Origin of the sequence: Dyadobacter sp. 676, assembly GCF_040448675.1 — a bacterium.
Lineage (GTDB): Bacteria > Bacteroidota > Bacteroidia > Cytophagales > Spirosomataceae > Dyadobacter.
This window is the reverse complement of record NZ_CP159289.1, coordinates 2321838-2337834: the sequence shown is the minus strand read 5'-3', so window position 1 is coordinate 2337834 and position 15997 is coordinate 2321838. Positions and strand designations below refer to the sequence as shown.

General features: G+C 51.7%; 14 protein-coding genes. 3 read left to right on the top strand and 11 right to left on the bottom strand.

Annotated elements, in window-relative coordinates; all coding sequences use genetic code 11:
* The first annotated feature begins 96 nt into the window (after positions 1-96).
* Both ABV298_RS10420 and ABV298_RS10415 read left to right on the top strand, forming a co-directional pair.
* Positions 97-684 carry a 2'-5' RNA ligase family protein gene (locus ABV298_RS10420; RefSeq protein ID WP_353722059.1) on the top strand — a complete coding sequence of 196 codons (588 nt, stop codon included), beginning with the start codon at positions 97-99 and terminating at the stop codon, positions 682-684.
* A 15-nt stretch (positions 685-699) separates the two neighbouring features.
* Positions 700-1158 (top strand): hypothetical protein, encoded by a 459-nt coding sequence (locus ABV298_RS10415; protein ID WP_353722058.1) that lies wholly within the window; start codon positions 700-702, stop codon positions 1156-1158.
* Between the two features lie 112 nt (positions 1159-1270).
* On the opposite strand, the gene ABV298_RS10410 is transcribed toward ABV298_RS10415, so the two are convergent.
* From ABV298_RS10410 to ABV298_RS10360, 11 genes are all read right to left on the bottom strand, one after another.
* On the bottom strand, positions 1271-2656 hold the full coding sequence (locus ABV298_RS10410; RefSeq protein ID WP_353722057.1) for a putative oxidoreductase C-terminal domain-containing protein: 1386 nt from the start codon (positions 2654-2656) through the stop codon (positions 1271-1273).
* Positions 2657-2702: 46 nt separating this feature from the next.
* Positions 2703-3479, bottom strand: coding sequence for a glucosamine-6-phosphate deaminase (locus tag ABV298_RS10405; RefSeq protein WP_353722056.1), 777 nt, complete (start codon positions 3477-3479; stop codon positions 2703-2705).
* A gap of 12 nt (positions 3480-3491) precedes the next feature.
* Positions 3492-4682, bottom strand: coding sequence for an N-acetylglucosamine-6-phosphate deacetylase (nagA, locus tag ABV298_RS10400; RefSeq protein ID WP_353722055.1), 1191 nt, complete (start codon positions 4680-4682; stop codon positions 3492-3494).
* Positions 4683-4843: 161 nt separating this feature from the next.
* The gene (locus ABV298_RS10395; RefSeq protein ID WP_353722054.1) at positions 4844-6166 is read right to left on the bottom strand and encodes a sugar MFS transporter; all 1323 of its coding nucleotides are present in this window, start codon (positions 6164-6166) and stop codon (positions 4844-4846) included.
* Between the two features lie 312 nt (positions 6167-6478).
* Complete coding sequence (locus ABV298_RS10390) at positions 6479-7876, bottom strand: Gfo/Idh/MocA family oxidoreductase (RefSeq protein ID WP_353722053.1); 1398 nt, start codon at positions 7874-7876, stop codon at positions 6479-6481.
* A 27-nt stretch (positions 7877-7903) separates the two neighbouring features.
* A complete protein-coding gene (locus ABV298_RS10385) occupies positions 7904-9223 on the bottom strand; it encodes a hypothetical protein (protein WP_353722052.1) in 1320 nt (439 codons plus the stop codon).
* A 26-nt stretch (positions 9224-9249) separates the two neighbouring features.
* The gene (locus ABV298_RS10380; protein WP_353722051.1) at positions 9250-10617 is read right to left on the bottom strand and encodes a neutral/alkaline non-lysosomal ceramidase N-terminal domain-containing protein; all 1368 of its coding nucleotides are present in this window, start codon (positions 10615-10617) and stop codon (positions 9250-9252) included.
* The gene (locus ABV298_RS10375; protein WP_353722050.1) at positions 10614-12005 is read right to left on the bottom strand and encodes a DegT/DnrJ/EryC1/StrS family aminotransferase; all 1392 of its coding nucleotides are present in this window, start codon (positions 12003-12005) and stop codon (positions 10614-10616) included. The genes ABV298_RS10380 and ABV298_RS10375 overlap by 4 nt, the downstream gene beginning before the upstream one ends.
* A 33-nt stretch (positions 12006-12038) precedes the next feature.
* On the bottom strand, positions 12039-13043 hold the full coding sequence (locus ABV298_RS10370; protein WP_353722049.1) for a Gfo/Idh/MocA family oxidoreductase: 1005 nt from the start codon (positions 13041-13043) through the stop codon (positions 12039-12041).
* A 419-nt stretch (positions 13044-13462) separates the two neighbouring features.
* Positions 13463-14011: a substrate-binding domain-containing protein gene (locus tag ABV298_RS10365; protein WP_353723168.1), complete on the bottom strand. Its 549-nt coding sequence runs from the start codon at positions 14009-14011 to the stop codon at positions 13463-13465.
* Positions 13951-14520 (bottom strand): LacI family DNA-binding transcriptional regulator, encoded by a 570-nt coding sequence (locus tag ABV298_RS10360; protein WP_353722048.1) that lies wholly within the window; start codon positions 14518-14520, stop codon positions 13951-13953. The genes ABV298_RS10365 and ABV298_RS10360 overlap by 61 nt, the downstream gene beginning before the upstream one ends.
* Before the next feature lie 188 nt (positions 14521-14708).
* On the opposite strand from ABV298_RS10360, the gene ABV298_RS10355 reads away from it, so the two are divergent.
* Positions 14709-15917, top strand: coding sequence for a sterol desaturase family protein (locus tag ABV298_RS10355; protein ID WP_353722047.1), 1209 nt, complete (start codon positions 14709-14711; stop codon positions 15915-15917).
* The last annotated feature ends 80 nt before the right edge of the window (positions 15918-15997 follow it).

The following is a 15997-nucleotide window of genomic DNA, read 5'->3' as shown; positions in this document are numbered from 1 at the left end:
GCGTTTCACGACCATCAGTGGGAGCGTAAATAATCACTTTTCACGAAAACAGTCAATAAATAATTACTTTTCACAATAAATAAGTGTTTTTAACAAATGAACCAGCCAATCCGCTATATCATCGCCATCCGCCCACCCGTAGACATCATCGCGGAGGTCAAAGAAATGAAGCAGGCCTTGAAGAAGGCCATTGGCGGATTCTACAATAGCGTCAATTCAGAAGCGCATATCACGCTTTTTGAATTTTATGCTTATGATGAGCATTATCCGGTAATGGTTAAAGAATTAACGAGGGCGGTAGGAATGCTGGATCCTTTCGAGCTGGAATTTCATGGCTTTAATCACTTCTTAGCGAGCGGAGCATTTTACGTGCATCTGACCAGCCATTCGTCAAGATCAATTATCGAGCGGTGTATCCGGTTCCGGCAGGTACTGAGTCCCGAGATTTTAAGTATCCACATAGAAGGATGGACAGAGATGTTCGATACCCCACATATGACCATCGGCAGGCGGCTGCAACCGCATTGGATCGATATAGCTTACTCGCTTTTTAAAGATTTTAACGCCAAGTTTTGGTGCGACTCACTCGCCATTCGGAAATTCAACGACGATAGAAAGCAGTTTGATGTCGTTGTTGAGCTCCCAATGCTGGGAGCGGGCTTCAAATCCGGGCCAACCTCCTAGATGAAATATACAATCATGAAGCCAGACTACTTTCTTTATGGGCGCAGGGTAATTCTCGTTGAATACGATACTGCCATGAATTGGTCGAGCAGTCTTCCCAATGCCAACTGGCTGTGCATATTAGTCAGCGACGACTGCGAGCGACGGTATCTGGACGAGGTAATCAGTAAGATCATCGGAAAGGACGTGGGCTGGGTCGCAACCATTGGAAATCAGTGTGAATTAGTACATGACCTGATTGACGAGGAGATTGCCTTTCGCCAAGTGGATATTGAGCCGTTGTATTTACCGAAGCATGATATTATGACTACTTTTCATCATGATTTCGCTGATGGAATTTGGTTTTCAATAGTAGCTGCACACGACGATGATTTTGAAATTGAAACGGTCGTCATTTTGGATTTGACGAGAGGGGCGAGGAACGACGAGATTCAAGCAGCGTTGAAGAGCATTAGCGACGAGGAAGCGCATTGACAGTGGCTTCGTAATTGCTTTCGCAGGCTAAAAAACAAAAAAGGACGAGCAGCAAAGCACCACTCGTCCCCAAAAATCTATTGCCGTCGTCTTTAAGACGACGGCAATAGATTTATTTTTTCTCCTTCGCCTGCTTCAAAGCCGACGTCGTCAACCAATACTTCGCAATCATATTCGGCACCTCCCATTCGGGCAGCTTGCCTGCTTTGAGATAGCCCATATAGGCATTAGCCACCTGCGCGAAGTGCGATTCGTGACCGGTATCGTATTTCGCCGGGATTACTACTTCCCAGCCGGCGGCGATTTTTTTCAGCTCTACGCCGGGGTATTTGTCTTGTACGGTTTTGAATGCAGTCGCCACGGCGTCTTCATAAGCCTTGCTCTTGTCCGTAGTTTCAATGTAAAGCACAGGCTTGTACTTCTGCTCTTTGCCCTGGCGGACGATCAGGTTCGATTTCGAGCCCTTCATGATCGAGTAATGCGTGTCGCCGGTGCCTTCGGGAGCCTGGAAGTTCCAGATCACGGATACTTTCGCGTGTACGCCTTTCAGGGTGTAGTTTAGTTCGCCATTGGAATACACGTTCAGCAAAGTGTCCTTAATGTCCTTTTTGAGGAAGTCAGGGTAGGTTTCGCTTTTGGTCACGAGCTTGAACTGCGACGGCGTAAGCTGGGTAGCGGTGCGCTTGGTCGAAAGGAGTTGAATGTCCTTTTGATAATCGAGGGATACATTCGGGAAACAGCTCCATTGTACGAGGTCCACGAGGTGGGTCGTCACGTCCACCATGCCTTCGCCTTGCTGGTTTACGTCGAAGAACCAGGTAGGGCGTACGAGCGGCTCGCCGGAAATGTATTTGAAGAAGTGGTGAACGCTTTCTTTCGATACCGCGGGGTTTTCAGGCGTTCCTTTTTGGAGTTCGCCGAAGATCTCGGGCAGCGATGCAAGTTCGCGTTGCAGGGTGTTGGTGATCTCGTAACGCTCCGTCATGATGTCGTAGAGCAGCACCTTGTTCTTTTCGGCGCTGGCGAATGCTTCTTTCAGCTTGTCGAAGCCCGCCGCGTCGATCGCCATCGGTTTGTCGGCGAGCACGTTCAGGCCTGCGTCGACGGATTTTTTGATGAAATCGGTCTTTTTCTGGTTATTTCCGGCCAGTACCACCACGTTACCTTTCTTTTCGGAAAGCATTTTTTCGAGGAAATCGGGGCCGGTGTAAACCTCCTCTTTCCAATGCGTCGGGTCTTCGGCGCGGGTGTTGTACTTCTCCACCTTGTCGAGGTAAGCCTTCACATCCGGGCCTTCGGACGCGTATACGTGCACGACCGAATCCACATCGTCATACATCGATTTCTGCACCAGCGCCGCATGGAAGTGGCCGGGTTCCACCACGATCAGGCTCAGCGGTTTCTTCTCCTCGTTCTTCGCCTCCTCCTTCTTCGAATTACATCCCTGATTGAATACCATTGCGCTCAATAAAGCGATTGTCAAGAGTTCTTTTCTCATTTGAATGGGTTGAGGTAATACATTGCAAGATAGCTCCGGTGCGGAACTATGCCTGCGAGTATGACGAAATTTCTTTCAGCTTCCCTGAACTCGCCCGGTCGATGAACAAGATCGCGTGCGGGTGCTTGCGGAGGATGGTCGACGGGTAGGCTTCCTGGATGTCCTCGGCCAAGGTGTGGTAAATGGCCTGCGCCTTTTTCTCACCGGGCACGATGCAGAAGGCATATTTGGCCTTCATGAGGGTCGGAATAGTGAGGGTCAATGCGGTTTGCGGCACTTCGTCGAACGTGTCGAAGCACTCGTCGTTCACCTGCTGCTGGCGACAGGCATCGTCGAGCTCCACCACTTTCACTTCCAATGGATCATCGAAAAACGCCACATGCGGGTCGTTGAACGCCAGATGCCCATTCTCGCCGATGCCGAGGCACACAATGTCGATCGGGTTCTCGCGGAGCAGCTTCGCATAGCGGTCGCATTCCTGTTGCGGATCGGTAGCGTTACCGTCGAGGTATGAGACCGAACGCACCGGCACATGATCGAACAGCCGTACTTTCAGGAAATACCCGAAACTCTGCGGCGCATCGGCGGCGATGCCGATGTATTCGTCCATATGAAATGCATTGATTTTTTCCCATTGAATGCCCGGCTCGTCTTTCAACGTCGCCAGGAACTCGTTCTGTGAAGGCGCCGAGGCGAAGATGATGTTCACAAATTCCTGGGTATCCTGAATATCGCGGATTTGAGCGGCCACGGCCCTGGCCGCACGTTCGCCCATTTGCTGGCGGTTTTCGGAGATATTGATTTCCAGTTGGTCGACTTTCATTTTTTGTGTTGGTTAAATTTGGGGTATAGCGTTATGGTAAATGGTTTTTCCCTTGATAATGGTCCTCTGAATGCGGATGTCCTCATCGAAAATGACGATATCGGCGTCCTTGCCGGCCACTAATGTGCCCTTGCGCTCGTGTACGCCCATAATGCGTGCGGGCGTGGCGGTAGCCATGCGAACGGCGTCGAGCAGCGACACGTCGGCCATATTCACCATCGTGCGCACGAGCCGGTCGGCCGTGGAAACGCTTCCGGCGAATGAAGTGCGGTCGGGCAGTTTCGCTACGCCATCCTCGACGATCACTTTCAGCCCGTTTTTCAACGAGCCGAGCGTACTTTCGCCCTCGGGCATTCCGGCGGCACGCATGGCATCGGTAATCAACGCAATGCGGTCCGGACCTTTGATTTTATAAATGAGTTTCAACAGCGGCGCGGGCAAATGCACGCCGTCGGCGATGATTTCCACATCCATATCCAGCAAAAACGCGCTTTCGATCGTGCCTGCATACCTGAACGCATTCCTGCGCGTCACGCCCGACATGGCCGAGTACAGGTGCGTCGCGAGCGTGTAGCCATTCTCGAACGCTTCCAGCACATCTTCATAAATAGCATCCGTATGCGCCACCGCGGCCAGAATGCCTTTTTGTTTTAACCTTTTACCAAAATCAATAGCCCCCGGCAGCTCCGGCGCGGCGCTCCAACGGATGATGGATTTGGAATATGCCAAAATTGACTCATACTCGGCAGGATCGGGATTGCGGATGTACCGCGGGTCCTGCGCACCCCGCTGACTCAATGCGAAATAGGGCCCTTCCAAATGCATTCCGAGGAATTGGGCGCCGTTTACATTCGCTGCATTCGCCTTTTCATAGCAATCCAACGTTTCGAGCAAATCCTCTTTTTCGGCCGTCAAGGTAGTCGGTACCATCGCCGTAGTACCATATTGCGCATGTGTTTCAGCAATTTTCAAAAACGCCTCCATGCTGCCATCCATGAAATCATACCCACCGCCGCCGTGGATATGCAGGTCGATAAAGCCCGGCGCGACGTAATGTCCTCCCGCGTCAATCACCTCCGCATCCGGAAATTCCACATCCCGCATTTCAATCCCAACAATCACCCCATTTTCAACCAAAACCGTCCCGTTACGAATGTAGCGGTAGGGGGTGATTATCGTGCCGTTTACAATTTTTAATCGCATTTCGTTACAATTATTGCGGTTAACAAATCAACAAATCTACAAGTCTTACGGTGCTCCGCACCTTACCGATGAAGGTGCAGAGCACCACAAGATTTGTAGAGTGCAGAGCACCGTAAGATTTGTAGACCATCGATTATGATTAATTAATGGATGGCGCATTTTTAAAAGCCCCATTTGCGCAGTTTGTGCCCCTTCACCGCATAAAAAACCAAATACAAATAGCAAGGGAACAATACCCAGTAAGCCTCGCGCACATTCACCGTATCCGCAAAATGCCCGTAGAAAAGCGGCATAATCGCATTCCCACAAAGGCCCATGATCATCACCGACGCGCCCAGCTTGGTGAAGCGGCCCAGATCATCCAGCGCCAGCGGCCATATGCCTGCCCACACCAGTGAGTTGGCGAGGCCGAGCAGCACGACGAACCAAATGGAAATATCGGCAGTATGCCCCAGGAAGTTGACCTCCCCCTTCGCGAAGATGATGAGCAATGTAAAAACGGTCCCCAAAATCGTGCAGATCCGCAGCGCATTTACCTGACTGATGAATTTCGGGATCAATGCAATGCCGATCAGATACCCGCAAATGGTGCAGAACAGCGTATAGGAGGGAAATACCTTCGCTTCCAGCAGGTCTATGCCCATCGAATTGGCGTAACCGATAATGGTATCGATCGCGATCACCTGCGTGCCTACGTGCAGGAAGATCGCCAGCGCACCGAGAATGAGGTGTGGAAAATCGAAAATGCTCTTTTTGCCGGCATTGGCCGACGCGATTTCCTGGCTTTCATGTTCGGTGTCGATTTCGGGTAGCGGCGATTTGAATACCAGGTAACCCAATACAAACAGGAATGTGCCGAGGCCAATATAAGGGTTGATCACCCGACGGATGAGCTCGTCCAGCGCGGCGGCGCGTTCGGCGTCACTCATCGTGCCGAGCTGGGCGAAAAGATCGGTGTCGGTGGGCTTCAATATCACCGCCGCAAAGACGATCGGCGAGAGGATGCCGGCGGCTTTGTTGCAAATGCCCATCATGCTGATCCGCTGCGCCGCACGTTCCTTGGCGCCTAGGATGGTAATGTAAGGGTTAGCGGCCGTTTGGAGAATGGCAAGACCGATTCCAATCGTGAAAAGGCCGGCGAGGAATATCTCGTAAGTCCGCGACATGGCAGCCGGCACGAATATGAATGCCCCCAAAGCCATCGCCCAGAAGCCGATCATCATACCTTTTTTGAACCCAACAGCCTTTAACAAATACGAAGAAGGCACCGACATCACGAAGTAGGCAATGTAAAACGCAAATGCAACGAGGTATGCCTGAAAGCTTGTCAGTTCGCAGGCGATTTTGAAATAGGGGATCAAAATAGAGTTGACCCACGACACAAAACCGAAAATAAAGAACATCAGGCCGATCAGGAAAATCGAGATCGTCGTTTCCCGCTTCGTCAGGTTTTCTACTTTGATGGCAATGGCTTCGCTTTTCATTGAGCTTTCAGGGTTTGGCTAAGGCCAGGGGTTTCAACCCCTGGTGGAAAGAGTTTAGTCTCTAATTAGTCTTTCCGTCAGATTTATCTGACGGTATTAGATTTTAATTGGCCGGAAACGGGTCGCGTCCAGCTACTGTAACCTATTACCGTCGACTTTAGTCGACGGAAGGCCGGGAAGTTGAAACTGGCCTGGGTCGAAGTCGCGAGAAAGTTAAGACTCACCGGGCCGGAGCTACGGAACTAGCTGTTTCTCGCTACGGTAGTCTATTCCCGTTGACGTGAGTGGACGGAAAGCCGATAATTGCTCCATTTAAACCGTCGGTTCCCAGCCCTTTTGATACTCCCGCTTCCAGAATTTTTCGGCGGCTTTGCTGCCTTTGATATGCCCGTTCGTCGGATCGATATTGAGCGTTTCGCCGGAGCGGATCGCGATATTGCCGAGTTGCGCCAGTAATGTACTCTGGTGCCCGCCTACGATCTCCGCCGCTACGGTCGTGCCTTTCTTGATGCCTTCAAAGAAATTCTGGATATGTAATGCATCCAGCCCCTGCGATGGGTTCATTTTATTGAGCGGGTCGATTTTGAAATCGTTTTTGACATCCTTCACGAGCTTGTTGTCGAGGTCGTAGATCTTGTAGGTATTGCCCTCGCCGATTTGCAAAGAGCCTTTCTCTCCGTAAAATATCACGCCTACACTGGCGCCTTCGATCGTACGGCCATTGCAGCTCCGGCCTTCCCAGGTCATGGCGGTATTGTTCGCAAATTCAAGGTTGATGACTTGCGTATCGGGTGTTTCCCAGTCGTCTTTGTAGCGGAACCGGCCGCCCGACGACGTTACGCGGGTGGGGTAGTCGACCTGCAAGCCCCAGCGCATGAGGTCGAGCATGTGCGTTCCGTTGTTGAGCGCCTCGCCCGTGCCCCAGTTCCAGAACCAGTGCCAGTTGTAATGCACCAGATTATCCTTGAATGGGCGGCGCGGCGCAGGGCCTTGCCACAATTCGTAGTCGAGCCAGGACGGCACGGCGGTTTCTTTACCTATTCCAATGGATGCGCGGTTATTGGTATACCAGCCTTTGGCAAAATATGCCCGACCGATGGCACCGTCATGCACTTCCTTGATGCCCGCGGCTACATTCGGCCAGGAACGGCGCTGGTTGCCCATCTGGATCACATTCTTATATTTTTTCGCGACAGCCACGAGCAGTTCGCCTTCGTGCGGGTTGTGGCTGCAAGGTTTTTCGAGATATACGTGCTTACCTGCTTTGGAAGCCAGAATAGCCGCCGGCGCATGCCAGTGATCTGGTGCGGCCACTACGAGGGCATCCATATCCTTGTTTTCGAGCGCCTTGCGGAAATCGGGGATGTTCGCGGGTTTGGATTTCTGGGTGTCGTTCACCACACTAATGCATTTTTCGGCAGCGCGGGTATCGACGTCGGAAATGGATACGACCTCGCAGTTCGGCTGCAAAGCATAGTTAGTCGCCAATGCAAGGCCGCGGCTGTTGACGCCCATGATGCCCACGCGCACTTTTTCGTTTGCGCCGAGGATTTTGGCGTAGCTTTTCGGACTGAAACCGGGCAATACGCCGCCAAAACCAAGCAATGCGCTTCCGGCGAGTGATTTTTTAAGGAAGTCGCGGCGGTCGTCACCGCGGCGGTCGTTATCGCGGCGGTCGTTGTTGGAATTATTGGGGTTTAGATTTTCCATTGAGAAAAAAGGTTAATATCTGGTTGATTATTGAAACGGGTTCGGTATCCTGACCAGGTCCTGGATAATATTGCCCTCATGCTCGAAGCGGGCCAATGTATAAACAGTTCCGTCGGCGCCGACGGCAATCGAGTTGACGTACGTAGGGCGCCCGCCGTCTTCATAAAAGACCGGTCCGTGGTCTTTATATGTATGAGTTGGTAAATGAAATGTAATTAAATGCAGATTTTCCAGTCCGCGCGCGGCTCCTTTGGCGATCTGATCTTCCCCTTTGACCCGCTTGCCATCCTCGTAAATGGGCCCGCCGGTGAGGTAATAGATCGTTTCGCCGTCCGGCCCGAGCTGGAAGCCGAGGTAACCATAGCTGAACTGGTCGAACATCCCGCTTTTTCGCGAAGGTTCCGACGTAATGCGCTCCACGAGTTCGATTTTCTCCTGGCGGGGATCAAAACGGAACAGATAACCCGAATTGCCATGCACGCCATAAGCCACCTGCTCTTTGGGATGCCAGAAAATTTTCCGCCAGTTATAGCACATGCTGCCGGGACGTGTGGGATCATATTTACCGAAATAGTCCAGGCGCAAATCCACATTTTCGAGCTTGTGCAGGATTCGGGTTTCAGGATTGTAGGTAAAAATATCGCCGTCGGCCACCGAAAAATACACATCGCCTAGTTCGGCATCCACAAACAGCGACCGGCAAAGCGAACGGAAATCGGTGCCGGGTGTGCCCGCCTCGCCTTTGTGCGAAACGGGCCCGAGGTCCCGGAGCTGTCTTTTTTCGGTATCATAATGGATAAAATTGCCGTATGGCCAGGTAATGCCGTACAAATGCCCGCGGTCGCGGTCCATAGTCATCGATACCATTCCTTCGCCATTCGGAACGACGGCCAGGTCTTCAAATACGCCGGTTTGAAGGTCGTAGGAAAGGAAATGCCCGCCGGGGTACAATGCGTAACCCTCGGGCGCCTGCTCGGGAAGGCGGTCCGTGCCGTCGATAAGCTGGTAGTAGCCGATGTGCGTGGAGAAATACAGCTTTCCGTTTCTTTCGTAAAAGCGCACGTGGCTTTTGCCTTGCGGAATGGCCTTCAGATCCTGTTCGCCACAGATCTCCGTTAGATCGCCCAGGAAGCGAACCGTGTCGCTCGCGGGGTCGTAGACAAACATCTGCCCGCCGATTTCATGATTGTCCGACGACAGAATGTAGTAAATCTTCCCGTCACTCGCCGCGGAGACCGCATTGTACGTGTCGTGCGCCCGCGGGAAGCCCGAATAGTAATGTTTTGCGATCAAAGGTTTCGGCCCGGCCAATGGTTCAAAGTTGATGGAATAATCGATACTGTTCACGGGTAGAGGCGCACTTGGAGTAAATATTAATTCTTGATCACCCTGGATTCCGGTTTGACGACCCCGGCCTCCTTAGCCAGTTGCACCATCCCGTTCAATATTTCAATTTCGACGTCCGACGCCCAGGTTGCCGGCAGGCCGTACACAATGGCGGCTACTTCGCCTTCATACCCGCCCTCGCGGAGGATGGTGGTGCTGGGAATGTAGGTCATCACGTCGTTGGAATAACCCATTACAAACGTATCCTGACCAAATATTTTTTTCAGATTAATCGCATAATCCACCACCAGTTCACCGCCCAGCGTCATAATGGCCTGGTCGCCGAGCTTCCATACCTGCAAGGGAAACGGGTAGGAGGTTTGGAATGGCTTCTTCGCGTCGATCTGAGCGATCATCCGCCGGGCCCATCTTTGCTGGAAACCGGTGGCTTTTTCGGCCATCGCTGACAGTTGCTCGCGCGTAGGAGCGGTCGTTAATGAAAGCGATACCTCGTTATAGGCCGTCGACAGGCGGGGCGCCAATGGCTTCATTTCCTCGCTCAATACCCGTTCGACAGCCGCGGCAAGTGTTTTGCCGTATTGAATGGCAAGTGGCACTGTATGCCGGGGTAATGGGTTCTGATCGGCGCCGGCACCCTGAAAAAACAAGGCGGTAGCGCCGGGATACAACTTTTCCAGTTCGATCTGCGCCCAGCCGGGGTAATCGCCCGACCATTGGTAACCGTCCAAAACCGTTGGATGGCATGCATAACCAAATGCGATTGCGATGATTTTGCCTTTGGCGTCCGAAACTTTCAGCACGGGTACAGCCGGGTCGCCGGGACCGGTGATTTCCGTCAACCTTTCCAAAGTCGCCGCGTCGTTGTTCCGGCGGTTCACCTGAAAGCGGGTCACACCATTCCGCGTGTCGATCGTGGCCGGTTGCAGGGCTTTTAATGCATCGCCGGTCAGGTTCACGATCCGGTCGATCAGTTTGGCCGAATACTGGTCTATTTTCTTTTGATCTCCCTCATTTAAAGGATATATATCCGACAGCGCAGCCCCCAGCACGGGCCCGGAGTGTGTGTGCGAACTGTTGAGGATAATCTGCGCTTTGGAAAGTTTGTAACGGTCATTGAGTTTTGCCCGGATCGTGTCGGACATTGCTTTCGGAAAACCCAGCAAATCTGTCGTAATGAGCACGGCCTGCTTTCCGTCGGCATCCTGAATGGCCAGTGCTTTCGCCCAGAGGTCGTGCAGTTTTCCCTCGGACGCATGCGTACGCGCCGCGAAACCGGCCATCCACATCGGTTCGGCCGGGGTAATGGCCACTTTGGCCACGCCCGCTTTCCAGCCCTGCGCACCGGCGGGGAGAACTCCCAAAAGCAATAACGACAATGCAATGGCTATCCTCATTTCTGTCCCAGCGTTTTGATCTTGTCGACGTTGTGGTGGATCTTTTCAATGGCCGAAGCAATCGCTTTCATGTCGTCCTTCGTGCCCAGGAGCATATTTTGGGTAAACCAGACAGCCTCCTCATGGCAGACTTTGTCGTTAACCGGACATTTGTTCTGTTCGTTGTAGCGGTTGATATCCAGCATTTCCTTCGGATACATTCTCCGGTAATTCTCCGATTCGAATGTGTCTTTCAGATAAGGTTGGGTATTCAGAGTCGCGTACCCGCTCGAACAGGGAACGCCTTCCGCCTGCAATGCTTTGAGAAATGCATCCCTCGAAAGCTCTTTGAAACCTTCTTTCTGATAGCGGAACGGGAATAAATGGAATGCGCCGCGTGTGACCTTGTCGTATAATTTATAGGGAACGATACCGGGAATGTCCTTGATCTGCGATTTCAGGTATTCGGCATTTTCGTTGCGTGTGGTGGTTTGTGCGTCGAGGCGTTTCAGCTGGGCAATGCCGATGGCCGCCTGGTATTCCGAAAACCGGAGCTTAGTACCCTGCATCACCGCCCCCGTACCTACCGCACCTACGGCTGTACCGTATGGATTGCCGAAGTTAGTATACGAAAAGCAAAGATCTATAAAATGGTCTTTGTTGCTCACAATCGCGCCTCCTTCGCCAATCGGCAGGTTTTTGGAGTTCTGAAAACTGAAACAGCCCGCATCGCCGATCGTACCGACTTTCTTGTTATCATATTCGGCCAAATGCGCCTGGCAGGCATCCTCGATCACGAGTAGCTTGTGCTTTCGTGCAATGGCCATAACGCGGTCCATATCCACGGGTAGCCCGAGAATGTGCACGGCGAGAATGGCTTTGGTGCGGGGCGTAATCTTCGCTTCGATTTTGGCGGGATCGAGCAGGAAAGTCTCCGCGTCGATGTCTACAAAAACGGGCATCGCGCCATTGGAAAGAATGGAAGAAACCGATGCGATGAACGTATAGGGAGGCACCAGTACCTCGTCGCCCGCCCCGATGCCAAGCTGGTGAATGGCCGTTACCAGCGCATTGGTACCGTTTACGACCGCGAGGCACCGCTTAGCGCCCAACGCCGCCGCCCATTCCTTTTCGAACTGCGCCACCACGCCGGCCCGCGACCATATTCCGCTCCGGACCACGTCCAGCAGCAGTTTTTCATCCGTTTCAGGGTTCCATTGCGGCCATACCGGCCATTTTACCTCTGCCCAGGCCGGGGGCCCGCCCAGTATCGCAGGTTCCTGTGCCGGTTTCGATCCGATCACCGGCAACGCCGTCGCCGATGAGGAAGCAAGGGCCACACCCAGCCCCGCCAGTGAATTCTGTTTGATAAACGTTCTTCGCGACAATCGGGAGCTGAATGCTTTCATGGGACAACGGGTTATGGGTTGATGTCGGGAAATCTATTTTTTGCCGGCCTTGGCGAGTACGCTTTCCAGCGTCACGCTCTTGCCGCCCTGGCGTTTGCTTTCGTCGGCAGCCTCCATGAAAGCGAAAATTTCAATCGTTTCTTCGGGTGTCACCGGTACTTCCCCGGTTTTGAAATACCTGATAATATCCACCAGAAGTGGCTCATAGCCACCGTAAGGACCTAAAACCTTGTTGCCGTCCTCGGTGAAGACGGTGCCGCCGTAGTCGTGCTTGCCCGTACGTGTGCCGCGGAACGTGCCGGTGCGGCCATCGGCCCAGATACCCACCGCGATGTCGGTATTCGGTGTGCTCACCCGCGTGACGCTCTTGCAACCGGTACCCATGACGGTGTAAAGCGTCTCCACACCGTGAATGCCGTACCAGAAGAAGTCCGGGTGTGTTTTTTCGAGAACGGCGGGGCTATACGTGTCCGCGCCGAGCACCTTTTTCTTGTCGATGCTTTCGATGCCTTTGATGTAGCGTAGCGAAGAGGCCGAGAAAACGGGGATATTGTATTTTTTGGCAGCTTCGTAAATTTTCAGAGTATCCGAAAGCGAAGCGGCGACGGGTTTATCGATAAACATTCTTTTTCCCGCTTTAAAAACTTCCAGCGCCTGTTCCAAATGCAGGCGGCCGTCGTTTGTTTCGAGTAAAATCACATCGGTTTTTCCCAATAACTCCTTGATAGAACCGACGATCTCGACGCCCATCTTCTTTACTTCCTCGATATAACCCGGAATGCGCTTGGTGCTCGACTCGATGTCTTTGCTTCCATAAGGATATGCGGCTACCACTTTATAACCGTCATAAATCGCGTCAGGCTGTTCGGCATTCAGGGCTTTTGTAAATGCGATGGCATGCGAAGTGTCCAACCCGATAATCCCGACTCTTTTGCCCTCGGCAGGCCGCGCCAGTGCCGGCAAATGATCTATCAAACCCAGAACGGCACCGGCGGCGGCCGATTGGAAAATAAACTTTCGTCTGCTAAGCGAATGCATAAAACAAAGGGAAAAGAGTTCAGGAATAGTGAGCCCGTTTTGATTTCGGGTACGTACCCGTAAATATACACACATAATTTAATTTACAAGTAATTGAGGATATTGTTTACAAGAAATTTTGCGTCGGGGATGATGCGGGGAAGTAAATATGGCGTTTGATGGAAACGTCGGTGCTGCATGGTTTGCTAACGTGTAGTTGCGCCAACATTATCGTTACACGCCTGACGGCATTGCCGGAATGCTCCTGAATGATTGTTTGCTACCAATATTACATGCCTGGCGGCATTATCTTTTCAAACTTCCAACAGCATCGGAATCGCGTAGCGATGTAATATCGGTAGAAATCGGGATAGCCATCGGGTATTCTCAATTCCGTAGGAATTTAACAATAAATCAAACGAAACCGGAGTCGGCCCCCGCTAGTTTTGATAAAACGCCTGATTCTCCTTCGTCACAATGTCGATCGGCATGAAATGCGTCTTTTCCACCGGCGCGCCGAGGACGAGCGTCTGGTAAAGGGCCATTAATCCGCGGTAGCCCTGCTCTTCGGGTTTGTGGCAAATCAGGAAGTCGATCAGCTCCTTGTTCAGGTAGGCGATATTTTCTTTCAAATAGTCATAACCGATGAGCGAAATGTCGGAACGCTTGTTCTTTTCGAGGAAAGCGGCGACGGAGAAAACGCGGGAGTTGGTGACGAAAATTGCTTCGATGTCGGCATGCTCATGCAATGCGCGCGTAAGGTCGCGGGCGACGGACAGGCTGTCGGTATCCTTGATATCGATCCGGACGATCTCGATCGGCAGGTTACGGTCTTTAAAATAACTGCGAAAACCTTCTTCGATTTGGAGGTAGTTGTAGCTGTCGGTTTCCTTCGAGATATTTACGACGGCCACTTTATGCTTTTCTTTCAAACGGTAAGTCGAAAGTTTGGCGCCCACGTAACCACTCTGGAATAAATGCGGCCCAATGTAGCAGAGGTTATCCTCGTCGGGCAGGTCGGAATCGATGAAGACGAAGGGTATTTTTTTTCCCGGCAGGCGCGGACGAATTTCCGGGACTCTTCGATAAACGAAGGGGCGAGCAATACGCCTTTGAAATGGCCGTCGAGAATGGCCGCAGCCTGCTCGTTGAATGTAGCGGGATCGTTGAGATCGAAGTAGAAGGTCGTGACCTGTACGCCATATTTTCTGATCTCCGCATCCGCGCGCGTAATGCCTTTCATGGGAGCTTCCCAAAAATCTGTTTCCTCCGAAACGCGTGGAATGAGGACGGCCAATGAAATGATTTTCTTCGAAGCGAGACGGCTGGCAAGGATATTCGGCTGGTAGTCGAGCTCCTTGATGATATCGTTGATCTTCTTTTTGGTCTTTTCCGAAACACCCGACCGGTTGTGCAGCACACGGTCGACGGTTGCGATGGAGACATTGGCACGACGGGCGATTTCTTTCACCCCGTAATAGGTATTTTCTTTTTCCATCCGGAAAAGGGAGATTTTGGTATCAGTATCAAATTCAGGCAGGCAGACGTTGCCCGCGTTGTAAAACCACGAATAAAAGGGTTTTAGATTTTATTTAATGGTTTTCAGTCAAATTTTTGGCAAATACAATCCCGCATTCAATATTTGTATATATAATCTATTAAGTAAATATAGTAAAAGAATCGGTTATGGCGCTGAATTACATGGCATTGGCCGTTCCATTGTTCCTTTTGCTGATCGGGATTGAATATTGGGTTTCAAAGCGTCTTGGACGGCAGTTGTTCAATTTCAACAGCTCCATTGCCAATATGAATGTAGGCGTGGCCGAACGGCTTACCGACATGTTTACGGCCGGTTCGTTCTTCTTTTTCTATGATTATCTCCAGAAGAATTACGGGTTGTTCGAGATCCGCCCCACATTGCTCGTATGGATCGCATTGCTGCTCGCGACCGATTTTGTTTGGTACTGGTACCATCGCGCGGGGCACAAGATCAACCTCTTCTGGGGCTTTCACGTCGTGCATCATACGAGCGAGGAGTTCAACTATACGGCGGGAACACGCATAACGATTTTTCAGGCGGTGGTGCGAACGGCCTTCTGGTCGGTGCTGCCGCTGATCGGCTTCCCGGCGCAGATGATCACGACAATGCTTATCGTGCACGGATTATATCCCTTTTTCACACATACGCAGGTGATCGGCAAGCTGGGCATTCTCGAATACATATTGGTGACACCCTCGCACCACCGCGTGCACCACGCGAGCAACGAGGCATATCTCGATAAGAATTTCGGGGACATGTTCATTATCTGGGACAAACTTTTCGGCACATTCGCGGAGGAAAAAGAGGAGCCCGTTTACGGCCTCACCAGGCAGCTCGACAGTTATAGCTTTCTATGGCAACATTTCCATTTTCTCGTTGAAATCTGGTATTACGCCCAGCAGCAAAAGGGCATTGCTGCGAAACTGAAAGTCATTTTCGGCAGTCCGGCCGATTTCGACCCGGCTGTGAGACGCATTGTCGAAAAGCGTTTTCTGTCCAAAAACAAAGTGCGCGTACGGTCACAGAAATTCAGGCGGTATGTTTTGGTGCAGTTCATCGTTACCGTGACCACGCTGTTTTTCCTGCTTCTTTTCGAGCATCAGGAAGAAACTTTTCTGCAAGTGATGGTCGCACTGGTGCTATTTGTGACACTCATCAACTGTGGCGCCATTCTCGAACAGCGCCGCTGGGTGTTTTACCTCGAATTCGCCCGCGGCGCATTGGTGTTCATTACGGCTTACCATTATTTCCCGCACCCCACGCTGCTTTTCCTTATCTGGGCGGTGCTGATCGGCGGCGTGTTGTATTTCTCGACCTTGCAAAAGCAATACCTGCAAACGATCTACGGGCGGTGAGTATAATCGCCGCCTTTGTATTTTTTACATGATTAATAGCAGTAATCTTTAAAAATCGCCCGATTTGTTCAAAATAAGTA